General features: G+C 62.7%; 23 protein-coding genes. 7 read left to right on the forward strand and 16 right to left on the reverse strand.

Going from position 1 to position 22,958, the window contains the following annotated elements:
• Positions 1–98: 98 nt before the first annotated feature.
• The 3 genes from ACYG9R_RS11745 to ACYG9R_RS11755 form a co-directional block, all read right to left on the reverse strand.
• The gene (locus tag ACYG9R_RS11745) at positions 99–1,049 is read right to left on the reverse strand and encodes a CPBP family intramembrane glutamic endopeptidase (protein ID WP_023824377.1); all 951 of its coding nucleotides are present in this window, start codon (positions 1,047–1,049) and stop codon (positions 99–101) included.
• Positions 1,050–1,196: 147 nt separating this feature from the next.
• Entirely contained in the window at positions 1,197–1,796 is a 600-nt protein-coding gene (locus tag ACYG9R_RS11750) for a DUF1236 domain-containing protein (RefSeq protein ID WP_023683834.1), read from the reverse strand.
• 62 nt (positions 1,797–1,858) lie between these two features.
• A complete protein-coding gene (locus ACYG9R_RS11755; protein ID WP_023730269.1) occupies positions 1,859–2,956 on the reverse strand; it encodes a zinc-binding metallopeptidase family protein in 1,098 nt (365 codons plus the stop codon).
• Positions 2,957–3,249: 293 nt separating this feature from the next.
• Here ACYG9R_RS11755 and ACYG9R_RS11760 point away from each other — a divergent pair, with 293 nt between their 5' ends.
• Positions 3,250–4,047, forward strand: a complete 798-nt coding sequence (locus ACYG9R_RS11760; protein ID WP_023671711.1) for a lytic murein transglycosylase — start codon at positions 3,250–3,252, stop codon at positions 4,045–4,047.
• Between the two features lie 100 nt (positions 4,048–4,147).
• Here ACYG9R_RS11760 and ACYG9R_RS11765 read toward each other — a convergent pair whose 3' ends face one another.
• The 3 genes from ACYG9R_RS11765 to ACYG9R_RS11775 form a co-directional block, all read right to left on the reverse strand.
• Complete coding sequence (locus ACYG9R_RS11765) at positions 4,148–4,456, reverse strand: hypothetical protein (protein ID WP_023755653.1); 309 nt, start codon at positions 4,454–4,456, stop codon at positions 4,148–4,150.
• 185 nt (positions 4,457–4,641) lie between these two features.
• On the reverse strand, positions 4,642–5,064 hold the full coding sequence (locus tag ACYG9R_RS11770; RefSeq protein WP_245260090.1) for a hypothetical protein: 423 nt from the start codon (positions 5,062–5,064) through the stop codon (positions 4,642–4,644).
• 150 nt (positions 5,065–5,214) lie between these two features.
• The gene (locus tag ACYG9R_RS11775; protein WP_023824374.1) at positions 5,215–6,438 is read right to left on the reverse strand and encodes an argininosuccinate synthase; all 1,224 of its coding nucleotides are present in this window, start codon (positions 6,436–6,438) and stop codon (positions 5,215–5,217) included.
• Positions 6,439–6,625: 187 nt separating this feature from the next.
• On the opposite strand from ACYG9R_RS11775, the gene ACYG9R_RS11780 reads away from it, so the two are divergent.
• Positions 6,626–7,267 carry a LysE family translocator gene (locus ACYG9R_RS11780; RefSeq protein WP_023706760.1) on the forward strand — a complete coding sequence of 214 codons (642 nt, stop codon included), beginning with the start codon at positions 6,626–6,628 and terminating at the stop codon, positions 7,265–7,267.
• Here ACYG9R_RS11780 and ACYG9R_RS11785 read toward each other — a convergent pair.
• From ACYG9R_RS11785 to ACYG9R_RS11805, 5 genes are all read right to left on the reverse strand, one after another.
• Entirely contained in the window at positions 7,239–7,706 is a 468-nt protein-coding gene (locus ACYG9R_RS11785) for a hypothetical protein (RefSeq protein WP_023824373.1), read from the reverse strand. The two genes, ACYG9R_RS11780 and ACYG9R_RS11785, sit on opposite strands and share 29 nt — an antisense overlap.
• On the reverse strand, positions 7,703–8,935 hold the full coding sequence (gene rlmN, locus ACYG9R_RS11790) for a dual-specificity RNA methyltransferase RlmN (protein ID WP_023824372.1): 1,233 nt from the start codon (positions 8,933–8,935) through the stop codon (positions 7,703–7,705). The genes ACYG9R_RS11785 and rlmN overlap by 4 nt, the downstream gene beginning before the upstream one ends.
• A 110-nt stretch (positions 8,936–9,045) precedes the next feature.
• Positions 9,046–9,549 carry an invasion associated locus B family protein gene (locus tag ACYG9R_RS11795; protein ID WP_023671718.1) on the reverse strand — a complete coding sequence of 168 codons (504 nt, stop codon included), beginning with the start codon at positions 9,547–9,549 and terminating at the stop codon, positions 9,046–9,048.
• A 314-nt stretch (positions 9,550–9,863) separates the two neighbouring features.
• The gene (locus tag ACYG9R_RS11800; RefSeq protein ID WP_023824371.1) at positions 9,864–10,226 is read right to left on the reverse strand and encodes a YkvA family protein; all 363 of its coding nucleotides are present in this window, start codon (positions 10,224–10,226) and stop codon (positions 9,864–9,866) included.
• A gap of 119 nt (positions 10,227–10,345) precedes the next feature.
• Positions 10,346–10,642, reverse strand: coding sequence for a 4a-hydroxytetrahydrobiopterin dehydratase (locus ACYG9R_RS11805; protein ID WP_023824370.1), 297 nt, complete (start codon positions 10,640–10,642; stop codon positions 10,346–10,348).
• Positions 10,643–10,746: 104 nt separating this feature from the next.
• Here ACYG9R_RS11805 and ACYG9R_RS11810 point away from each other — a divergent pair, with 104 nt between their 5' ends.
• Positions 10,747–11,274: a low molecular weight protein-tyrosine-phosphatase gene (locus ACYG9R_RS11810; RefSeq protein WP_081726893.1), complete on the forward strand. Its 528-nt coding sequence runs from the start codon at positions 10,747–10,749 to the stop codon at positions 11,272–11,274.
• Here the strand turns inward: ACYG9R_RS11810 and thpR are convergent.
• Both thpR and ACYG9R_RS11820 read right to left on the reverse strand, forming a co-directional pair.
• On the reverse strand, positions 11,178–11,774 hold the full coding sequence (gene thpR / locus ACYG9R_RS11815; RefSeq protein ID WP_023671722.1) for an RNA 2',3'-cyclic phosphodiesterase: 597 nt from the start codon (positions 11,772–11,774) through the stop codon (positions 11,178–11,180). The genes ACYG9R_RS11810 and thpR overlap by 97 nt on opposite strands.
• A 273-nt stretch (positions 11,775–12,047) precedes the next feature.
• Positions 12,048–12,710, reverse strand: coding sequence for an arylesterase (locus ACYG9R_RS11820; RefSeq protein WP_460221823.1), 663 nt, complete (start codon positions 12,708–12,710; stop codon positions 12,048–12,050).
• An 86-nt stretch (positions 12,711–12,796) separates the two neighbouring features.
• Between ACYG9R_RS11820 and ACYG9R_RS11825 the strand changes: the two genes are divergently transcribed.
• The 4 genes from ACYG9R_RS11825 to ACYG9R_RS11840 all read left to right on the forward strand — a co-directional run bounded on the left by ACYG9R_RS11825 (position 12,797) and on the right by ACYG9R_RS11840 (position 17,712).
• Positions 12,797–13,498 (forward strand): ABC transporter ATP-binding protein, encoded by a 702-nt coding sequence (locus tag ACYG9R_RS11825; RefSeq protein ID WP_023687673.1) that lies wholly within the window; start codon positions 12,797–12,799, stop codon positions 13,496–13,498.
• The gene (locus ACYG9R_RS11830; RefSeq protein ID WP_023824368.1) at positions 13,498–16,047 is read left to right on the forward strand and encodes an ABC transporter permease; all 2,550 of its coding nucleotides are present in this window, start codon (positions 13,498–13,500) and stop codon (positions 16,045–16,047) included. The genes ACYG9R_RS11825 and ACYG9R_RS11830 overlap by 1 nt, the downstream gene beginning before the upstream one ends.
• Before the next feature lie 239 nt (positions 16,048–16,286).
• Complete coding sequence (locus tag ACYG9R_RS11835; protein WP_023671726.1) at positions 16,287–17,027, forward strand: Bax inhibitor-1/YccA family protein; 741 nt, start codon at positions 16,287–16,289, stop codon at positions 17,025–17,027.
• A 103-nt stretch (positions 17,028–17,130) separates the two neighbouring features.
• On the forward strand, positions 17,131–17,712 hold the full coding sequence (locus ACYG9R_RS11840; protein WP_023824367.1) for a GNAT family N-acetyltransferase: 582 nt from the start codon (positions 17,131–17,133) through the stop codon (positions 17,710–17,712).
• Between the two features lie 116 nt (positions 17,713–17,828).
• Here the strand turns inward: ACYG9R_RS11840 and ACYG9R_RS11845 are convergent, their stop codons facing one another.
• From ACYG9R_RS11845 to acnA, 3 genes are all read right to left on the reverse strand, one after another.
• The gene (locus tag ACYG9R_RS11845) at positions 17,829–18,215 is read right to left on the reverse strand and encodes a DUF2794 domain-containing protein (RefSeq protein ID WP_023683844.1); all 387 of its coding nucleotides are present in this window, start codon (positions 18,213–18,215) and stop codon (positions 17,829–17,831) included.
• 583 nt (positions 18,216–18,798) lie between these two features.
• A complete protein-coding gene (locus tag ACYG9R_RS11850; protein WP_023683845.1) occupies positions 18,799–19,578 on the reverse strand; it encodes a DUF1223 domain-containing protein in 780 nt (259 codons plus the stop codon).
• Positions 19,579–19,985: 407 nt separating this feature from the next.
• The gene (gene acnA / locus ACYG9R_RS11855) at positions 19,986–22,676 is read right to left on the reverse strand and encodes an aconitate hydratase AcnA (protein ID WP_023824366.1); all 2,691 of its coding nucleotides are present in this window, start codon (positions 22,674–22,676) and stop codon (positions 19,986–19,988) included.
• Positions 22,677–22,958: the final 282 nt, after the last annotated feature.

The following is a 22,958-nucleotide window of genomic DNA, read 5'->3' on the forward strand; positions in this document are numbered from 1 at the left end:
GGGATACTCGTCGCGGATTTCGGGGCTGTAGACAGGAAATCGGCCGAAGAGTCAAGACAAGGGCGGCTTCCCGGTCTCTGGATCGGTCCCTGTTTAGTTCACCCTGCATCCCGAGGGTCGGCCGTAACCTTCAGCGGCGAGCGCGGGTGCAGAAGCAGCAGGATCGTCAGCAAGGTGCAGACGATACCGATGGCGGCGATGATGACGGCATCCGTCGTCGTCCAGTCCGGACCTTCTAGCGGCTTGGCGTTGAACAGGGCGAAGGAATTGTAGTTCTCCTGATGCGAGATCAGCAGGAAGCCGGTGAGATTGTTGCCGAGATGGGCGCCGAAGGCGGCGCCGAGATTGCCGGTGACATAAACCACCAGCGTCAACAGCAAGGCGAAGGCGGCGATCGAGGCCAGCACGCAGGCGTCGATGGCGGGGGTCGAGCCCGGGCTCCAATGCAAGGAGGTGAACAGCAAAGCGGGCAATAGCGCCCACACGTAAGGGCTCTCGAAGCGCCTGGCCAGGCCGCGCAGCAGATATCCGCGAAACAGCATCTCCTCGGACGAGGTCTGCAGCAGGGTCAGCGCCACGATCGGGAGCAGGAACAGCAGCCAGGTCGACAGGTTGATCGTGCCGCGGGCGATTTCGGGCTGTAGCCAGTAGAGCAGGATTTCGGAAAGCGCCGATGTGATCAGCACCGCGACCAGGCCCTTGAGGAAGCCCGACAAGGACACGCGGCGACTGGCGCCGAAAAGCGCCGAGAGCGGCTCGCCATGGACGAAACGCATGGCAAGCCAGAGGCCGAGCCAGATGCCGGTAAACGAGGTGAGTGCGGTGAGTATGCCGATGGGCGAGGCCAGAAAGCCCTGAAGCGGCCCGCGCGGATCGTCCGGCAATACATGCCAGACGATCGCGACATAGGTGCCGCCAAGCACCACAACCAGGGTGATCGCCACCCAGAACAGGACGACGACCGCCGTTCCAATTATCAGCCGCGGCAGGTTCGTCTTTTCGGTGGCCGTGTTGCTATAGCGCTCGAAGGCGGCTGGATCTGATATCACGCGAGTTCCTCTGCCGAACGCATCGGGTCGCATGATCTAGGGGATCGTCGGCTCTCGCGCAATTGCTGCTGTTCAGCGACCCTTTTGCCGCCCTCAGCCTCGGCAGGAGGGCGGCACGAGTTCACTTGTCATTCTTTCCAGGCAAAATCAGCGCACGACGTACATGATGCGCCGTGTCTGCGGGTCGACCAGCGCCTGCTGGCCATTCACATAGACGTAGCGGTAGCGGTAGTCGGGGATTTCGCGCAGTTCGACCGTGTCGGGCAAGGTGGCACCGGTCACCACCTCGCCCTCGAGATAGACAGGATCGAGCCGGTGCGTGCTGACATAGGTGCCGACTTCCGCCGGTGGCCTGTCGATGGCGTCGACGGGGCCGTCGTCGGACAGAATCGCACCGGTATAGGTATCGGGATAATCATCCTGCGGCGGTGTAACCACGGTGATGGCGGCGTCGGCGGGGCGGCGTGTCAGAACGACCCGGTTGCCGCCGAAATCGGCCGTGACATAGTCGGAATAGACCCAGCCTTGGCCTCCGGCTTCGGCAATGGTGCACCATTTGCTGTTTTCGATGCAGCCATTGAGCGTCGCCGACTGGCCGGCGGCGAGCACGCCGATCACAGGATATTGCGGGCCGGGGCCGGCGCGCACATTAAGATCGGTGACGGCCGAGACGGCGGTATCGGCGAGTGCCGCACCCGACATCGCGACAAGCGCCCCGGCGACGGCCGGAAACAATATGCGTCTCATGGTTTCTCTCCCTTTCATGGTCCCTCGCGACACCAAACGAAACCAGAACGCATGCGTTCCGGCTAAAATACCGACGCCAGCTCACGATTTGTTCCGGTTTCTTTCGGCAAACCAGTCAAAAGCTCATGCACGAAGCTGAGTTTCTGCGCCGTCACGTCCGAAATGACGAAGGGATAAAGGTCGGGCAGGCCCATGCAGCGGTTGATCGAGTTGGAGGCTTCCGAGAGTACCAGCCAGCGGGCGAGAATCTTTTCGAACGGCTCGGGCACGGCGTCAGGTTCCGCGGGCGCCGCCTGCAACCGGCCGCCGGTGTCGCCTTGCGGCAGCACATTGGTCTCCATCGTCTCAAGCTGGCCGAGTGGAAAATTCAGCGCGTGCACCATCTCCAGCGTGTCGGTGATGTGGAGATGGTGCGCCCAGGTCTCGGCCCAGTCTTCCCATGGATGCGACGTCGCATAGGCGGAGATGTGGTTCTGCTGCCAGTCGGGCGCAGCGCCATTGGCGTAATAGGCTTTCAGCGCCTGCTCGTAGTCGGGGCGTTCGTCGCCGAACAGCGCCCGGAAGGCATCGAGCCGTTGCGGCTCGTCGCGGATCAGCCGGTCCCAGTAGTAATGGCCAAGCTCATGACGGAAATGACCGAGCAGCGTGCGGTAATTTTCGCCCATCTCGACGCGACGCCGCTCGCGCTCGGCCGAGTCCGCCTCGGCGACGTTGAGCGTGATCAGGCCGTTGTCGTGGCCGGTAAGGATGCGTTCGCCGCCGGGACCGCCGCCGATCGGATCGGCAATGAAGTCGAAGGCGAGGCCGATTTCGTCGCCGTGCTTGTGCTTGGGCGCGACCGGAAGGCCGAAGGCGAGCAGCGAATAGACGGCGCGCTTCTTGGCCGCCTCGACGCGAATCCAGCGGCGGCGGTTGCCGTCGACGGAGAGGTCGGGGATCAGCTGGTTCAGCACGCAGGCGCGGCAGTAGGTATGACCCGGTTCGGCCATCCAGTTGCAGGCGCATTCATCCGCATTGGTGCAGTGGAAGATGCCGTCGACGTCAGACAAGGCAAAGCGCGCATGCTCGGGATCGTAAAGCACGAGACTCCCGCAATTCAGGCACTGCGCATTCTCGAAGTAGAGGCGGTGGCCGCAATGCGGGCAGTCGAACAGTTTCATGTCGATCTCGATGTGTCAGGCGTTGGCGTATGGCGTCAGAGGAGGAATATGGTGCGGAGCGGCGCCTCGCCCAAACGCCCGCCACGGGCCGCCGTTCCATGCCCCCGTCACCTCTTTTTACCCGAGCAGCGAATTCGCCTGCCCGGCGCCGGGCGTTTCGGCCACAATAAGCACTTGATCGTAAGCAAATTCCGCTGCATTGGCCAGGGTAGCGCCGGGGGTACGGTGACAATGGCGCGTTTCGCTGGCAAGTTCGCAACCGGGACGTGATTCAGGCAATCAGGAGAGAAAGCATGGCATTGCTTGCCAAGGGAAAGATTATTGCTGCCGCGGTGGTCGCGGTACTCGCGCTGGCGACGGGCGCGCAGGCGGCGGCCAGCTGCGGCAAGACCGGCGCGGGCTTCGAAGCGTGGAAGCAGGACTTTGCCGCGCAGGCCAGGTCCGAAGGTGTCGGCGGGAAGGGTCTGGCTGCTCTGGCCGGTGCCAGCTACGCGACAAAGACAATCTCCGTCGACCGCGCCATCCACAAGGCTTTCAGCGGTTCGGTGGACGCCTTCATGAAGCGTCGTGGCGGGGCTGCGATCATTTCCAGGGGCCGTGCGCTGAAGAAGTCGAATGCGGCGATGTTCGACAGGATCGAGAGCAATTACGGCGTGTCGCCGGGCGTGTTGCTGGCCATCTGGGGCATGGAAACCGGCTTCGGAGCCTCCCTGGGCAACCAGAACACGGTCTCCGCCATTCTGACACTTGCCTATGATTGCCGTCGCCCGGGGTTCTTTTACCCGCACGCCATTGCGGCGCTGAAGCTGGTCGATCGCGGCGCGCTCAGCGCCTCGTCGGTCGGCGCTGCGCATGGCGAGATCGGCCATACGCAGTTCCTGCCCGGCAATGTCCTGAAGTATGGCGTCGGCAACGGAAATCTGCGCGACAAGGCGACGGCCTTGGCTTCGACGGCCAACTTTCTCAAGGCTCATGGCTGGCGGGCGGGTGCGAGCGCGAGTGCGAATATGGGGGCCATCGCCGGCTGGAATTCCGCCAGCGTCTACCAGCAGGCCATCGCCCAGATCGCCGACGCGATCGACGGCGGCTGATAGAAATATCCAGATCGAAGAACGGAAAGCCCGGCCATGCGCCGGACTTTTCTGCAAGGACTGGAGCTTTTGGCGTTCAAACCGTTCAGCAGCCGAGCGGCTACCCGCCTTTTATGACCTTCCAGATGTCCGTGGACTGGTCGAACTGGAGGCGGTTTATGTCGGAGAAGGTCAGCCGGCCGCTCTTCATGGCATCGGCAAGGCGGCGGCACAGCAGTGGCGGCATGCGCTCCAGGGAAACGCCCATAAAAGCGGCGATCTCGTGTTTGGCCGATATATTCGATATGGCCACCTTGGTGATGCAGCGATCGAATGCCGCCTCGGGATCCTGTTTCACTTGCTCCTGCCCAGTCTGGCAACCGGCCAGCATGACGACCATTGCAGGCAGGGCCACAAACCACGGCTTCATTGTCAGCTGCCCCCATCGATTGTGAGGAGGCTAGATAAGGGCCCGAAAAGATCAAGCAGGAAAAGCACTGAGTTCTTTGCCGCCGCTCTATTTCTTTGTTTTTACGCAGTTACGGACGAAGTCGGGCATGCTCTTTCTCGAATTGCTCGATCGTTGGCGCAAATGCCGGCTGAGCGACTGGGCTCTCAATAATGTGCGTAGCCGCTCAACGGGCACTTCTGGGAAATAGGAACCTCGAAGGCGCCTTCAGTACCTTTGCAGCTCCGGAATTTGGAGTTGCGCAGCACCGGCGCGGCCCTGGCAGCCGCCTTTGACTTGCCCTTGATGACCAGCCATATCTCGGTCGGCAGGTCTAGCTGCACTCTGTTCAAATCGGAGTAGCTGATCCGCCCGCTGCGTACTCCTTCGGTGATGCGCTGGCAGAACAGGGCCGGCATGCGCTCCTGCGAGACGCCCATGAAAGAGGCGATTTCGTGCTTGAACGTGATGCTCCATAGATGGACGGCGGAGATGCACCCGTCCTGCTCGCGTTTTGCGGCCGCCTGCGAGGACTGGCACCCGGTAAAGACGATGGCCGCCGCAAGCAGGAGAAAAATGGCGTTTTTCACGATCAGAATCCCTCTGTCCCGCGAAGGAATTTAGATTAGGCTTTTAAAAGGTCAAACGGAATCCATGTCAGCCAGCTTGGCCTCTTATATTAGAGGTACCAAATAAAAACCCTGCGTGACCGCCGGGTTTTCCTGGAATAGTAGTTGGGCTCAACCCTTGCGGTTGCGCGCGGCCAGCGTCCTCAGCCGCAGCGCGTTGAGGCGGATGAAGCCGGCGGCGTCCTTCTGGTCGTAGGCGCCGCGGTCATCCTCGAAGGTGACCAGCGCGTCGGAATAGAGCGTCTTCTTGGATTTGCGGCCGGTGACCATGACATTGCCCTTGTAGAGTTTCAGGCGCACCGTGCCTTCGACGTCTTCCTGGCTCTTGTCGATCATCGCCTGGAGCATCAGCCGCTCGGGCGAGAACCAGAAGCCGTTGTAGATCAGCTCGGCGTAGCGCGGCATGAACTCGTCCTTGAGGTGGCCGGCGCCGCGGTCGAGCGTGATCGATTCGATGGCGCGGTGGGCGACGATCAGGATGGTGCCGCCGGGGGTCTCGTAGACGCCGCGCGATTTCATGCCGACGAAGCGGTTCTCGACCAGATCGAGCCGGCCGATGCCGTTGTCGCGGCCAAGATCGTTAAGCGCCGTCAGCATGGCGGCCGGCGACAGCTTCTTGCCGTTCAGTGCAATCGGATCGCCCTTCAAAAATTCGATCTCGATCTCGGTGACCTTGTCCGGCGCGTCCATCGGCGAGACGGTGCGCTGATGGACGAATTCCGGCGGCTCGTTCCACGGGTCTTCCAGCACCTTGCCCTCGGAAGAGGAGTGCAGAAGGTTGGCGTCGACCGAGAACGGCGCCTCCCCCCGCTTGTCCTTGGCCACCGGGATCTGGTGCTGCTCGGCGAAGTTGATCAGGTCGGTGCGCGACTTGAACGACCAGTCGCGCCATGGCGCGATGACCTTGATGTCGGGATTCAGCGCATAGGCCGACAGCTCGAAACGCACCTGGTCGTTGCCCTTGCCGGTGGCGCCGTGCGCAATGGCATCGGCGCCGACCTCCTGGGCGATCTCGACCAGGTGCTTGGAAATCAACGGGCGGGCGATCGAGGTGCCGAGCAGGTAGGTGCCTTCATAGACGGCGTTGGCGCGAAACATCGGGAAGACGAAATCCGAGACGAATTCCTCGCGCACATCGACGACGCGGATATCCTTGATGCCCATCATCTCAGCCTTCTGGCGCGCCGGCTCCAGCTCGCCACCCTGGCCGAGATCGGCGGTGAAGGTGACGACTTCGGCGCCGAGCTCGGTCTGCAGCCATTTCAGGATGATGGAGGTGTCGAGACCGCCGGAATAGGCGAGCACGACCTTCTTGACGTCTTTTGTCTTGGGCATTGCTGGGGACATTTTGGCGGTTCCGCGCGTGAGTTTCGCGGGCGAGGTATCACGGCATTTCCGGCCAGCGCAAGGGATAACGGGCGCCGGCCGCCGCAGCCGCTGGACCAGATGCGACGCCAGTCAGTTGCTGGCGTGAGCGGGGAGGCTGCGTTATAGACCGACGATCATTCGCCAGGGGCCACCGATGTCCTTCATTCCCGACACCACAACACTGATCCAGTTCGCCATCGCCACCATGATCCTGGCGATCACGCCGGGGCCGGATATGACGCTGTTCGTCTCGCGAACACTGAGCCAGGGCCGCGCCGCCGGCTTTGCCTCGCTGGCGGGTGCTCTGTTCGGCACGCTGATCCATACAACTTTGGTGGCGGTCGGCATCTCGGCGCTGATCGTCGCCTCGCCGATGGCCTTCCTGGTGCTGAAAATCTTCGGCGCCGCCTATCTGGTGTTCCTGGCCTGGCAGGCGATGACCAAGGGCTCGGCGTTTTCACCGCAGAAGAAGAACGGGCCGCAGATTTCGCTGTTCCGCAGCTGGGCCGCCGGACTCGGCGTCAATTTGCTCAACCCGAAGATCATCCTGTTCTTCATGACGTTTCTGCCGCAGTTCGTCTCGGCTCACGATCCGAACGCGCCGGGAAAACTGTTCTCCCTCGGCCTCATGTTCATCGTGCTGTCGATCCCTGTGACGGCGCCGATGGTGTTTGCCGCGGAAAGGTTTTCGGCGGCGATGAAGGCCAGCCCGCGCGTAACGCGGGTCGTCGACTATCTCTTTGCCGGTGTGTTTTCGGCCTTCGCGCTCAAGATCCTGACCGCTCAGGCGAAGTAGCGGCCTGCCACCAGCTTCCGGCCCAGCGGCCGGCGCTTAGCCAGTAGAAGATGCCGCCGACCATGCCGCAGCCGATCACCGCGGCGATGGCGCGCGGTTCGGTGACGTCGAAATCCACGTTCTGGTGGACGAAGCCGAGGAAGGCCGCGGCCACCAAGCCGCCCGCGAGTGCATAGAACAGCCAGTCGCGGCGGCTGAGGACCTCGGAGATCAGGATTGCGACCACCGCCGGTATGAAAGCGAAATAGGCGACAAACAGCGCCACGAACGGGATCGAAAAATACAGCGCCGCGGCCACCGCTGGGTGCGCATCGTCCGGCATATAACCGACGGAAGCCAGGAACAACACGTTGAGAAAGGCGCTCGCCGCCAATGAGGCGACGACATAGCCGAACAGGATGACAGCGAAACGGAGGATATAGGCGAAGAGGCGGCTCACGCCTCGCCATGCCCCGCAATCATCATGGCTTCCAGCGCCAGGCGGTCGACCTTGCGCATGCGTTCGGATTCGGATTTGAGCTGCCCGCAGGCGGCCAGGATGTCGCGGCCGCGCGGCGTGCGGATCGGCGAGGCATAGCCGGCATTGTTGATGTAGTCGGCAAACTTCTCGATCGTCTCCCAGTCCGAGCACTGATAGTTGGTGCCCGGCCACGGGTTGAACGGGATCAGATTGATCTTGGCCGGAATGCCTTTGAGCAGCTTGATCAGCCCCTTGGCGTCCTCGATGGAATCGTTGACGTCCTTCAGCATCACATATTCGAAGGTGATGCGCTTGGCGTTGGACAGGCCGGGATAGGCGCGGCAGGCCTCGATCAGTTCCTTCAGCGGATACTTCTTGTTGATCGGCACAAGCAGGTCGCGCAGATCGTCATTGGTGGCGTGCAGCGAGATCGCCAGCATGACCCCTATCTCCTCGCCGGTGCGGAAGATCTCGGGCACCACGCCGGAGGTCGAGAGCGTAATGCGGCGCTTCGACAGCGACAGTCCGTCGCCGTCGGAGGCAATCAGCAGCGCCTTCTTCACCGCCTCGAAATTGTAGAGCGGCTCGCCCATGCCCATCATGACGACGTTGGAGACTTTTCTGCCCTCGGCAGGGACGATGGCGCCGTCGGGTGTGTCGCGGTCGGGGAAATCGCCGAGCCGGTCGCGGGCGGTGAGCAATTGCGCCAGGATCTCTTCCGCCGTCAAATTGCGCACCAGCTTCTGCGTGCCGGTGTGGCAGAACGAACAGGTCAGCGTGCAGCCGACCTGCGAGGAGATGCAGAGCGTGCCGCGGCCTTCTTCGGGGATGTAGACGGTCTCGATCTCGACGGGACGGCCGGCACCGCGCGGCGGAAAGCGGAACAGCCACTTGCGCGTGCCGTCGAAGGAAATCTGCTCCTCGACGATTTCGGGCCGGGCGACGGTAAAATGCTTGTCGAGTTCGGCGCGCAGATCCTTGGAGATGTTGAACATGCCGGCAAAATCGGAGACGCCGCGCACATACATCCAGTGCCAGAGCTGCTGGGCGCGCATTTTCGCCTGGCGCTCGGGCACGATGCCGGCACTGACAAGGGCTTCACCGAGCTCGGCCCGGGTCAGGCCGATCAGCGACGGCTTCTCGGGCGTGGCGCGAGCGCGCAACGCGTCGCGTGCGCCCTCAGTGGTGAGATCGAAGGAAAGGGTCATATCAGCGCCAATATAAGCGAATTGCGGCCGATTTCATCCATCGTGCCGAAAAGAAGCGCGGCGCATAGCACAGGTTGCGGCGAGAGTCATGCGGCGGGAACCGCGCTAGCCTACTTGCACTTGGCGATCGACGTCAGCGCGGCCGAGATGCCTTTCAGCGAAAACACATAGGTCGTCGGATTGCCGCGGCCAGACTTCGCCGAGACCTTCATGTCGGTGCCGGTCTTCATGGCGGCGATCAGCACCGGCTCTTCGGCGGCGTTCTCGACCCAGGCCGACTTGCCGCGGGTGAACATCGAGAACGTCTTCTTGTCGATGGTGACGGTGGCCTTGGAGCCTTCCTGGAATGTGTAGCCGGCGATGAATTGCGGCTCGTAGGACACTTGCTGGCCCGGCCGCTGGCTGACGAAGAAGAACATGTCGCCGTGATCGAGCGTCGGCGGCTGCTTGTCGGTCGGCACGGTGAGCACATAGCAGACCTTGCCGCCCTGCGCCTGGTAGCTGTAGGTGCCCCAGGCATTGTGCTGGCCGATCTTGGTCGCCTGCTGCGCCAGCGCCGGCGCGGCAAAAGCCACCAGGACCAGGCTCGAGACTAGTGCAATCAATCCGCGCATCGCTTTTCCCGTATTCCAAATGGTGCGGGGCAGGCCGGCTTGGCGTCCTGCCCGTCGCTTCATTTTGATTTAATCTGGGTTACCAAACGGTGAATTTCCCTCGGAAAAGGACATTCACCCATGGAAACCACCGCCATTTCCGCGCCGCTTCTTGAAAAAACGGCTTTCGCAATGTCCCTGCGGCGACTTGGAGGCCACGAAAGCGGCAAGAGTTTGACTTTTCGAACGGCCGCAGCGGAACCCGAAGCCAAGCCGCTATCGTCCTGTTTGAGCGGAGGATTTCTTCTGAACCCAGTTGCCAACGCGACGCCGATTCAGCTCTTGTCGGCGATCGCCTCCTTGGCGGCCTTGCGGTGCGCAGGGGTGATATGGGCGCTTACCGCGGAGATCGCGGCGGTCAGCACGGCGATGTCGTCGGTGAAGCCGAGGCCGAAGACGAAATCGGGTATGACATCGACCGGCAGCACGAAATAGCCAAGCGCTGCCAGCAATATGCCCTTGGCACGCAAAGGCGTCTTCCTGTCGAGCGCGCAATAATAGCCGGCGACGACCTCTTCCATGAACGGAATCTGCCGGGCGGCCTTCTTGGCCGTGCGCCAGAATTTGGCGCGCACTTCACTCTCGTCGCCGAGCTCGCTGCCGAAGCCGAAGAAATCAAAACCGGGCTGCTGCGCCATCAATCCTCTCCTTGCCGGCCGTCGCGCTACGCGTTGCGCGCGGCCGCCACGGAAAATGTGGTGAAAGTCCCGGTCCACTGCAAGAGGATGGCGCCGATTTGGCGTTGCCGCCCCAGCGTTCAGCCGCCTGCACACCCATTCATCTTCTTGGCCAGCGCGATGTCGAGCGCAGTGACACCGCCGGCATCATGGGTGTTGAGCGTCACGTCGACAGTCTTGTAGACGTTCGACCAGTCGGGATGATGGTCCATCTTCTCGGCGGCCAGCGCAACGCGGGTCATGAAGGCGAAGGCTTCGGAAAAATTCTTGAAGTCGAAGCTGCGCTTGATGGAGGCGCCATCGGCTGCCTGCGACCAGCCGGGCAGTTCGGCCAGTGCGGCGGCGATGGCGTCCTTGCTGAGTTTTTCTCTCGTCATGATGATTTCCCGTGCTATCCCAGTTATTGACCCTCACCATAATGCAAGTCGCCCAAAAGTCCTTTGCGTTTTGGGCTTCCAAATGCACGAACGGCGCATATCGAATGAGCGTAAAGCCGATAAATTCCATACTCTTCGTCTGCCTCGGCAACATCTGCCGCTCACCCCTGGCCGAAGGCGTGATTCGCGCCGTGCTGGCGGAACGCGGCCGCGACATGGTGCTGGACGACATCGTGCTGGACTCTGCGGCGACCGGCGGCTGGAACCTCGGCGAAGCGCCCGACCCGCGCTCGATCGCGATTGCGGCCCGCCACGGCCTCGACATATCAGGGCAGCGGGCACGCAAGGTCAGGCCGGAGGATTTTTCGCGCTTCGACCTGATCCTCGGCATGGATCGGCAAAATGTCCGCGACCTCAAGGCGTTGGCGCCGGCCGGTGCGCGGGAACGTATTCATCTCTTGGCAGAGTTTGCGCAGGGCAAAACCCGCGACGTGCCGGATCCCTATTATGACGGGGCCGAAGCGTTCGCTTCGGTCTACCGCATGATCCGCGAAGCGTCGGAGGCGCTGGCGACGAGATTGGTGGCGCGGGCGTCGACGCCGGAGAGCGGCCACGCCTCCTCGACAATGTAGGGACCGCCGCCGACCGAATCGCGCGACGACATCAGCACGAAGCGGCCGACGCGAAACGGTAGCGTCGCAAAATTGCCGCGCGCCGACAGGTACTGGGCGACGTCGAGCGGGCTCGAATTGCGCAAGCGTGCCAGCGTAACATGCGGGGTGAACTTGCGCGGGTCGGCGGGCAGGCCGAGCCGCTGGCAGATGCGGTCGATTTCGCTCTGCAGCGCCGAAAGGTCGGGCGAGGCGAAGACGCCGGCCCAGACGGCGTGCGGCTTCTTCTGGCCGAAAGCGCCAACTCCGGACAGGGTGAGCGAGAAGGATGGGCGGTGCACCCGGTCGAGCGCGTTGGCGATTTCGTCGGCGATATGGCCTTCGACGTCGCCGATGAAGCGCAGCGTCAGATGGTAGTTTTCGACATCGATCCAGCGGGCTCCGGGCAGGCCGCCCCTGAGCAGGGACAGCGAAAGAGCGGCGTCACGCGGTATTTCGAGGGCGGTGAAAAGACGCGGCATGGTGAGCCTCCCTTCCTCGAATCGAACTGTGCCCCTAGCGAATCATCGATAGTCAAACGGGGCAAGTGGTTTGTTGGTTGCAGGCATTTTTACGAACAGGCGCCTCCAAGCGATGAATAAGCACTATTGCCGTGCCGCTTCGGCGCTTGCATTACCCAGATGCTGCATATGCTCTTCGAGCGCAGCATGAATGACTCGGGTCATCGGCAGCCCGGTCTTTTGTTTCAAAGTTCGCGCGAGGCGAACGCCGCGTTATTCTCGTCAGGCCGGCGTTCAACCGCCACCCTGAACTGCCGCAACAGCCTTCTCCACGGCGGGCAGGATGCGCTCGACCATCACTGCGACGCCCTTCGGATTGGGATGCAGGCCGTCCTCCAACTGCAGGCCGGACTGTGCGGCGACGCCATCGAGAAAAAACGGATAGAGCGGCACATCGTATTTCGCGGCCAGCTTTGGATAGATCGCATCGAAGGCGTTCTGGTAGTCGGCGCCGAGATTGGGAGCGGCGCGCATGCCGGCCAAAAGCACCGCGATCTTGCGCGCTTTCAGCTTCGCCAGCATGTCGTCCAGGTTCTTTTCCGTAATGCTGGGCGAGACGCCGCGCAGCATGTCGTTGGCGCCGAGTTCGAGGATAACCAGCCTTGTCCCATTCGGCACCGACCAGTCAAGCCGCGCCAAGCCGCCGCTCGAGGTGTCGCCTGAAACGCCGGCGTTGGCTACGGTGACGTCATGGCCTTTGGCCCGCAGCGCAGCTTGCAATTTGTCGGTAAAGCCATCGCCAGGCCCGAGGCCGAAACCGGCCATCAGGCTGTCGCCGAAGCCGACGATGGTGAACGTCTCGGCGCGCACGGACGAAATGGCGCCGCAAAGGGTGACGAAAAGGACGAGCCCTGCGGCATTCAAGCGTTTGAAAGATATCTTGCGTTTGAAAGACATGTGGCAGGCCCCATATACCCGAGGAATTCTTCCGGCGACGGCTTCCGGCAAGCAGAGCCTTCATCCTGATATAGGACGCTTTAATTGTGACAGAAGCCGTCATCGCGCTGAAAGACATATCCCTGACCCTTGGCCAAGGGGCTTCGTCCGTGCATGTGCTGAAAGGCGTCAGCCTTGACGTGACGCGCGGCGAGGCGACCGGCATCGTCGGCCCTTCGGGGTCCGGCAAGTCGACCTTGCTGATGGTGCTTGCCGGGCTGGAGCAGGTCGATTCGGGGACGGTGCGGATCGCCGGCGAATTGCTGAACGGCAAAAGCGAGGACGAGATCGCATCGTTTCGGGGCCGAAACATCGGCATCGTCTTCCAGTCGTTCCATCTCATTCCCAACATGACGGCGCTCGAAAATGTCGCGGTGCCGCTGGAACTGGCCGGCCATGCCGATCCGTTCGGCGTCGCCGCGCGGGAGTTGGCGGCCGTCGGCTTGAGCGACCGCGTCACCCACTATCCGGGCGAGCTGTCCGGCGGCGAACAGCAGCGCGTGGCGATCGCCCGCGCGCTGGCGCCGTCGCCGCGCATTCTCATCGCCGACGAGCCGACCGGCAATCTCGACCAGGCGACGGGGCGGCAGGTTGCCGACCTTTTGTTCGCCAAGGCGGCCGAGCGCGGCATGACCTTGGTGCTGGTCACGCACGATCCGGCCCTTGCGGCGCGCTGCTCGCGCCAGGTGTCGATGCGCTCGGGCCGCATCGAGGATGCGCCGGTAGCGCAGGTCAAGGTGCCGGCCTGATGCCACTGTCGCAGACGCTGAAGCTCGCGTTCCGCTTCTCGCTGCGCGAGATGCGCGGCGGGTTGTCGGGTTTCCTGATCTTCCTTGCCTGCATTGCGCTCGGCGTCGCTGCAATCGGCGGGGTCAATTCGGTGGCGCAGGCGATCACCGCAGGCGTTGCAGACCAGGGCCAGACGCTGCTTGGCGGCGACTTGCGCTTCCAGCTCAACCAGCGCGATGCGACGCCAGCCGAAAGCACCTTCCTCGACCGCCTCGGCACTGTGTCGCACAGCGCCAATATGCGCTCGATGGCGCGGCTGGATGACGGCTCCGACCAGGCGTTGGTTGAGGCCAAGGCCGTCGACGACGCCTATCCGCTCTATGGCGCGCTCGAGACCGCGCCGCAGCTTGGCAGAAAGGATTTGTTCGGCGAGAAATCAGGCGTCTTTGGCGCCGCCGCGCCCGACCTGTTGTTCGACCGGCTGAATGTGGAGATCGGTGACCGGCTGAAGGTCGGCAGCGCGACATTCGAATTGCGGGCCAGGCTGGTGAGCGAACCGGATGCGGTGTCGGACGGTTTCGGCTTCGCGCCGCGGCTGATGGTCTCGACGCAAGGGCTTGGCGCGTCCGGCCTGATCCAGCCGGGCAGCCTGGTCGAGAATGCCTACAAGGTTCGGCTGCCGGCCGGTGCCGGCGAGGCCGATCTCAAAGCCATCCAGGATCGGGCGGCGAGCGATTTCCCTGAATCCGGCTGGTCGATCCGCACGCGTTCCAATGCGGCGCCGGCGCTGTCGGCCAACATCGAGCGCTTCTCGCAATTCCTGACGCTGGTCGGGCTGACGGCGCTGGTGGTCGGCGGCGTCGGCGTTGCCAATGCGGTGCGCGCCTATCTCGACGGCAAGCGCGGCGTCATCGCCACCTTCAAGAGCCTTGGCGCCTCGGGCGGCTTCGTCTTCACCGTCTATCTCGTGCAAATCCTGATGATCGCCGGCCTCGGCATCGCGCTTGGCCTCATCCTCGGCGCCGCCATGCCGTTTGCGGCGAGTGCGGCGCTTCAGTCGGTCATTCCGGTGCCGGCGCAAGGCGGTCTCTATCCGGACGCGCTGGCTATGGCGGCGCTGTTCGGGCTGCTGGTGACGCTGGCTTTCGCGCTGTTGCCGCTCGGCCGCGCCCGCGATGTGCCGGCGACCGCTTTGTTTCGCGAAATGGGGTTCGAGGGCCGCGGTTTTCCGCGCCTGCCCTATCTCACGGCGGCAGTCGGTATCGCGCTCGCTTTGGCGGCGCTCGCCATCCTGTTTTCCGGCGACCGGCGCATCGCCACGATCTTCGTCGGCGCGACGATCTTTGCCTTTCTGGTGTTGCGCCTGGTCGGTGCGCTGGTGCAGTGGGTGGCGCGCAAAAGCCCGCGTGTGCGCTCGGTCGCGCTCAGGCTCGCCATCGGCAACATCCACCGGCCCGGCGCGCTGACGCCGTCCGTCGTGCTGTCGCTGGGCCTCGGGCTGACGCTTTTGGTGACGCTGGCGCTGATCGACGGCAATCTCAGGCAGCAGATCTCCGGCAGTCTGCCGGAACGGGCGCCGAATTTCTTCTTCGTCGACATCCAGAATAGCGAGGTCGATGCCTTCTCGACACTGATCGGCAAAGAGGCGCCGAAGGGAACGCTGGTCAAGGTGCCGATGCTGCGCGGCCGGGTGATGGCGCTGAACGGCGTTAGTGTCGACAAGGCCAATGTGCCATCGGAAGGCGCCTGGGTGCTGCGCGGCGATCGCGGCCTGACCTACGACGCCAAACAGCCGGCCAATGCGACATTGACCGAGGGCAGCTGGTGGCCGGAGAACTACAGCGGCGAACCGCTGGTCTCGTTCTCCAACGATGAAGGCAAGGCGCTCGGCCTGAAGCTTGGCGATACCGTCACCGTCAATGTGCTCGGACGCAATGTGACGGCCAGGATCGCCAATTTCCGAGAGGTGCAATGGGAGACGATGGGCATCAATTTCGTCATGGTGTTCTCGCCCAGCACCTTTGCCGGCGCCCCGCATGGCTGGCTGGCGACGCTGACCGAAAAGGATGCCACGGCAGCAGAGGATGCCCGCCTGCTCAACGCCGTCACCCGCGCCTTCCCGGCGGTGACGACAGTTCGGGTCAAGGACGCGCTCGACGTCGTCAACCGGCTGGTCGGCCAGCTCGGCACGGCGATCCGGGCCGCGGCCGGCGTGGCGCTGATCGCTTCGGTGCTGGTGCTGGCCGGCGCGCTCGCCGCGGGAAATCGCGCCCGCATCCACGATGCCGTGGTGCTGAAGACGCTGGGCGCCACGAGGCGCACGCTGATCGCGGCGTTTTCGCTGGAATACATGCTGATCGGCCTGGCCACCGCGGTGTTTGCGTTGGCTGCCGGCGGCATCGCCGCCTGGTACATCGTTGCCCGCATCATGACGTTGCCGTCGCATTTCATGCCGGAGGTGGCAGTGGCGACCTTGGTGTTTGCGCTGGTGATCACGGTCGGCATCGGCCTTGCCGGCACCTGGCGGGTGCTCGGGCACAAGGCGGCGCCGGTGCTGCGCGACCTCTAGGCCCCAAGCGGCAAGGTTGGCCGAATCTGCGGTTTCCGATTAAATCTTGGTAATGTGCAGTCATGGAAGCCCAAGAAAACCGGCTTCCTGCGATTCACCAAGCGTTGCAGCCTGTTACGGTCTTGTTCTTGACGTCAAGAACCATCATATTTCGCCACAGGCATGCTGGAGCCCCGCCAGCGGCGCCCAGGTCCGAAAGGGCCTGACACCGTACGGGGCAGAAGCAACAGAGGATTCCAATGGCTGAGCCCATTCGCAACTACCAGACTTCGGCCGTGCCGGGCGCGCGCGCCGACATCGACCAAGGCCTGCGCACTTACATGCTCAAGGTCTACAATTTGATGGGGCTTGGCCTCCTCATCACCGGCGTCGCCGCCTGGGGCGCTTTCCAGCTCGCCGTCACCGGCGACGGACAGCTGACCGCTTTCGGCACGCTGATCTATGCCAGCGCCTTCCGCTGGGTGGTCATCCTGGCTCCGCTCGCCGCCGTCTTCTTCCTGTCGTTCAGGATCCAGTCGATGAGCGTGGCCGCGGCGCAAACCACCTTCTGGGTCTATTCGGGCCTGGTCGGCCTGTCGCTGTCGACCATCTTCCTGGTCTACACCGGCGCCTCGATCACCCAGACCTTCTTTGCCACGGCGGCCGCCTTCGGCGCGCTGTCGCTCTACGGCTACACGACCAAGCGCGACCTTTCGGCCTTCGGCTCGTTCCTGGTCATGGGCGTGGTCGGCCTGGTGATCGCCATGCTGATCAACATCTTCCTGCAGTCGTCGGCGCTCGGCTTCGCCATCTCGGCGATCGGCGTGCTGATCTTCGCCGGCCTCACCGCCTACGACACGCAGACCATCAAGGAAATGTACTACGAAGGCGATCAGGCCGACGTTGCCGGCCGCAAGGCGATCATGGGCGCGTTGAGGCTATATCTCGACTTCATCAACCTGTTCATGTTCCTGCTGCAGTTCATGGGCGATCGCCGCTAGGCGGTCTTCCCATCAGGCAACTGGACCAGCTGATATCAAGAGGGCGGCCCAACGGCCGCCCTTTTCTTTTGTGCCGGCCTTTGCTGTCATGGAGGCAGAAATTATGAGCACTATTTCCATCCGCGCGGCCTTGGAAGGCGACCTCGGCCGAATCACCGAGATCTACGCTGACGCCGTGACGCATGGCACCGCGAGCTATGAGCTGGAGCCGCCCAGCCGCACTGAGATGGGTACGCGCTTCGACAGCCTGACGGTGGGGGGCTTTCCCTATCTGGTGGCGGAACGAGGTGGCGCGCTGCTCGGCTACGCCTATGCCGGCGCGTTCCGGCCGCGCCCGGCCTACCGCTTCATCGTAGAGGATTCCGTCTATGTCGCGCCTGATGCGAAGGGCCAGGGCGTCGGGCTGCTGCTGATGCAGGCGCTGATTGAAGCCTGCCGTATGGCGGACTTTCGCCAGATCGTCGCGGTGATCGGCGACGGCCATGCAGACAGCGCCTCGGTGCGGCTGCATGAAAAGCTCGGCTTTCGCCATTCCGGTCGCCTGGAAGGCTCCGGCTACAAGCATGGGCGCTGGCTTGACACGGTGTTCATGCAGCTGTCGCTGAATGGCGGCGTAACGGTTCCGCCCGATCCGCATTCGCTGCCGGAGCGGAAGTTTCGTGAGAGCCTGAGGAGGGGGAATTGAGGAGTTGAAGAACTGAAGAATTGAGGATTTGAATAGCTGAGAACAAACCCGGCGGTATTTCGACCGTTACATCCTCTTTTTTCAATTCTTCAGTTCTTCAATTCCCCAATTCTCAATTAGGCCTGGACAATCTTCAGCTTAGCATCGAAGACGTTGAGCACGCGACCGAGTTCCTGGCCGCGCTTGAGGATTCGGCCGCCGGCGGCGATGACGGCGAAGGCGCCTTGCCGGCGCGCCAGTTTCGGATCCTTGACGATCTGGAACAGCGGCACTTCGCTGGCCCGGCGGAAGACTGAAAACACAGCCCGATCAGACAGATGATCGATGGCATAGTCGCGCCATTCGTTGGCGGCGACCATGCGTCCGTACAGCCTCAGGATCTCGTCGAGTTCACGCCGGTCGAAACGGACCGGCTGGTCGAGGCGTTCGCGTCGCGCCTCGTGCAGCGGGATCAATATTGCGGATGCGTCCCCATCCTCCGTCCCACCGCTGCGATCGGTCATCCCGCGATCCCTTTGAAAATGAATCTCGCTTGCAGAAGTTGGCGTGTTCGCCGTGGAATTGCAAGGCCCGGCTAACCATCCCGGGACTGCGCTGTTTTCGCAACGTCCAGTCACTTTTATAAAACGCGGTGTTTGAATTGGTGATGCCTCGCCACATTTCCGCCTTTTTTTATCCGCGCTCATGCCCCAATGTCCGACGAATTTACCGGCGTTGCCTGAGACGGTTCGGTCCGGCACCGGCTCGTAAACCCCAAGCCCCCCGCCCACGGGTCTGCGTCGGATCGAACCAACCTCGGACTTTCCTCAGGGAGAGACCGGGTGCGACGATCCCAAAACCTAAATGACCGACGTCAGAAGCAAGCTGACGTCGGTTTTTTTGTTTTTGGCTGCTTGAAGAATTTGCCGGAGGCTGCGGTGCCCAGTTTGCGGGCGCATCCCCTCACCCGGATTGCCAGCCGAATTGCAACAGCAATTCGGGCCAATCCGACCTCCCCCGAGCGGAGAGGAGTTCGCGCCAGCGCTGATTCAGCCCCTTCTCCCCTCGGGGAGAAGGTGGCCGAGAGCGGCCGGATGAGGGGGCCTCTTAAGGCTTGTGAATAAACGCAGCGCCCAGAATAGGGCCCGGCAGGCCGTCCTTGCCGACCGACTGCAGCAGCACGGCGCAGCCGCCTTTCTTGGCGATCTCCGTCATCGGCAATTCGTAGCGCTGCGCCTTGCCGTGCCACATGCCGGCGGTCTGGATGCCGGTGACGGCGTTCCAGTAGGTCATGCTGCGGCCGGTGTTCTCGCCCTTGGCGATGGTCACCGTCTGCGGTGGTTCGAAATAGACGATGACGACATGGGCGTCGCTGGGGCCGCTACCGGCGTCGCCGGCATCGATCATGACGCGATCGCTGGTGCGGCTGACCTTGACGCTGACCCGCATGCCTTCACCGGATTTCTCCATGCGGGCAAGCGCGCCGTCGACCTCCTTGCGGCTGGCGCCGTTGACATGGCTGCGACCATTGATGACGGCTTGCGGCGTGTAGACGGAGCGGGTGCCGAAGGCGCGCATATAGTCATATTGCCGGTCGGTATTGTCCTTGCTGCTCAGCGTGTCCTGCCAGCCGAGATAGTCCCAGTAATTGACGTGGTAGGCGAGCGCGACGACGTTGTCCTTGGCCGCCAGTTCGGCAAAGAACGCGTCCGCCGGCGGGCAGGAATTGCAGCCCTGGCTGGTGAACAGCTCGACCACGCCCAAGGGCCTGTCAATCTGCGGTTTGTCGGTCTGGGTCGTTCCCGATTCCTCGGCGAACCCGGTACCGGCAAGCGCCGAGAAGGCCAGCGCAAAAGCCGCAAGCCGCAGAGGGTGTCGAGGTGCCATGATCGTTCCGATTCCCGCCGGTGACGCCGGCCTTGTTCTGGTTGCCCAGATTTGTGGCAGAAGCGACAGTCAACGGGAAGTCACGTTGCGGTGAAATTTTTGCTGCCGCAACCATGGGTATGGCCCCTACAGGCGGAGCACTTCACCGCCCGGTTCGATCGGGAGCATGGCATCATGAGCGTGGGGCAGATCTTGCTGAGCCCAGCCGGTTTTTACTCCTGTCGTACAGGGCGGAGCTTCGATCGGGTCGGGCAATGCTTTGGAAAGGCTGGGAGTAGGGAGTAGGGAGTAGGGAGTAGGGAGTAGGGAGTAGGGAGTAGGGAGTAGGGAGTAGGGAGTAGGGAGTAGGGAGTAGGGGGATGTCGTTCCCCGCTACCGCCCAATCCCTACTGCCTAAGCCCTGGCCGCTACGCGGCCAGATCGCGCAGCACGTATTGCAAAATGCCGCCATTCTTGAAGTAATCGAGTTCGTCCAGCGTATCGATGCGGCAGATGATCGGCACGTTCTTCACGGTGCCGTCGCCATAAGTCACCTTGGCGATCATCGTCTGGCGTGGCTTGATGGTGCTTATGCCGTCGATCTCGACCAGCTCGTCACCCTTGAGGTTGAGCGAGGCCCATGAGGTGCCTTCCTCGAAGACGAAGGGGATGACGCCCATGCCGACTAGGTTGGAGCGATGGATGCGCTCGAAGGACTGGGCGATGACGGCACGGACACCGAGGAGATTCGTTCCTTTAGCTGCCCAGTCGCGCGAGGAGCCGTTGCCGTATTCGACGCCGGCGAAGATGACCAGCGGCACGCCTTCCTTTTTGTATCTCATCGCCGCGTCGTAGATCGATTCCTCTTCCTTCGACGGGTAGTGGATGGTGTAGCCGCCCTCGCGGCCGTTCTCGCCCAGCATGTGGTTGCGGATGCGGATGTTGGCGAAGGTGCCGCGCATCATCACCTCATGGTTGCCGCGCCTTGTGCCGTACTGGTTGAAGTCGGCAACGCCGACGCCATGGTCGGTGAGGTATTTGCCGGCCGGGGAAGCGGCCTTGATCGAACCCGCCGGTGAGATGTGATCGGTGGTGATCTTGTCGCCGAACAGGCCGAGCACGCGCGCGCCCTTGATGTCGCCGATCTTGCCGAAACCGGAGGTCATGCCGGCGAAATAGGGCGGGTTCTGCACATAGGTCGAGTTGTCGTCCCAGGCATAGGTCTGGCCTTCCGGCGCCTTGACGTTCTGCCAGTATTCGTCGCCCTTGAAGACGTCGGCATATTTGCGGGCGAACAGCTCACGTGTGACGTTCTTCTCGATGAACTCCTGGATCTCGGCCGAACTCGGCCAGATATCCCTGAGATAGACCGGCTTGCCGTCACGGCCTTCGCCGATTGGCTCGGTGGTCAGGTCCTTGGTGACGGTGCCGGCCAAAGCATGGGCTACCACCAGCGGCGGCGACGCCAGATAGTTCGCCTGCACGTCAGGCGAAACGCGGCCTTCGAAATTGCGGTTGCCGGAGAGCACCGCGGCGGCGATCAGGCCCTTATCGTTGATGGTCTTGGAGATCGGCGCTGGCAACGGGCCCGAATTGCCGATGCAGGTGGTGCAGCCGAAACCAACCAGGTTGAAGCCGATCTGGTCGAGCTCCTTCTGCAGGCCGGACTTTTCCAGATATTCGGCGACCACCTGGCTGCCCGGCGCCAGCGAGGTCTTCACCCACGGCTTCTGCTTGAGGCCGAGCCGGTTGGCGTTGCGCGCCAAGAGGCCGGCGCCGATCAGCACGCTCGGGTTGGAGGTGTTGGTGCAGGACGTGATGGCGGCAATGACGACATCGCCATGACCGAGATCATGGTCGGTGCCTTCGACGGCATAGCGCTTGTGGATTTCGGCAGCCTTCTTGTACTCGGTCTCCATCGCCTTGGCGAAGCCGGCCGGAATGCCTTCGAGCGGAACGCGGCCTTCGGGGCGCTTGGGACCTGCCATCGACGGCACGACGCTGTCGAGCTCGAGTTCGAGCAGGTCAGTGAAGACAGGGTCGGCCGAGCCGGCGTCACGCCACATGCCTTGCGCCTTGGAATAGGCCTCGACCAGGGCGATGCGGCTTTCCTCGCGGCCCGACATTGTGAGGTAGCGGATGGTCTCGCCGTCGACCGGGAAGAAGCCGCAGGTGGCGCCATATTCGGGCGCCATGTTGCCGATGGTGGCGCGGTCGGCCAGCGTCATGTTGGACAGGCCCGGGCCGAAGAACTCGACGAACTTGCCGACGACGCCCTTCTTGCGCAGCATCTGGGTGACGGTCAGTACGAGGTCGGTGGCGGTGATGCCCTCCCTGAGCTTGCCGGTAAGGCGGAAGCCGATGACTTCGGGCAACAGCATGGAAACCGGCTGGCCGAGCATCGCCGCCTCGGCCTCGATACCGCCGACGCCCCAGCCGAGCACGCCAAGGCCGTTGATCATAGTGGTGTGCGAATCGGTGCCGACGCAGGTGTCGGGATAGGCGGTCGTTTCGCCGTCTTCCGTGTTGGTCCAGACGACCTGACCGAGATATTCGAGGTTGACCTGATGGCAGATGCCGGTGCCGGGCGGCACGACGCGAAAATTGCGGAACGCCTGCTGGCCCCATTTCAGGAATTTATAGCGCTCTTCGTTGCGCTCATATTCGAGCTCGACATTCCTGGCAAAGGCCAGTGGCGTGCCGAATTCGTCGACGATGACGGAGTGGTCGATGACGAGGTCGACCGGCACCAGCGGATTGATCTTCTGCGGATCGCCGCCGAGCGCCTTGAGGCCGTCGCGCATGGCGGCCAAGTCGACCACCGCCGGGACGCCGGTGAAATCCTGCATCAGGACACGCGCGGGGCGATAGGCGATCTCGACGCCGGCGGTGCCCTTGTCGGTCAGCCAGCCGGCAACAGCCTGGATAGAGTCCTTGGTGACGGAGCGGCCGTCTTCATTGCGCAAAAGGTTTTCCAGCAGCACCTTCATCGAATAAGGCAGCTGGGCAATGCCGGTGAGGCCGTTCCTCTCGGCCTCGACCAGATTGTAATAGACATAGTCCGCGCCACCCACGGTGAGGGTGCGGCGGCAATTGAAACTGTCGAGGGATTTTGACACGTGCGGTCCGTCCTTGTCTGTTCAGCCTGAAAGGGAACGGACGCCGATGGGCATGCAATCACGCGCAAAGGTGCGGGTACGGCCATTTCCGCTGTCCGTTCCCAGCCAACCCGAGCCGTTCAAGGCGGCGCGTGCGCTGGTTCGGCGCAAATTCTGTTCCCGTGCCGACCGCTGGCACGGATGTCCCGCATATAGAGAATTTTCTGGAATAGTTCTAGACAGTTGCGGAGCAAATTTGTGCGATGCGGCAGCTATCGCGCGGTAAAGTTTTCGGGACGGGCA

It is taken from the genome of Mesorhizobium sp. RSR565B, assembly GCF_054719465.1.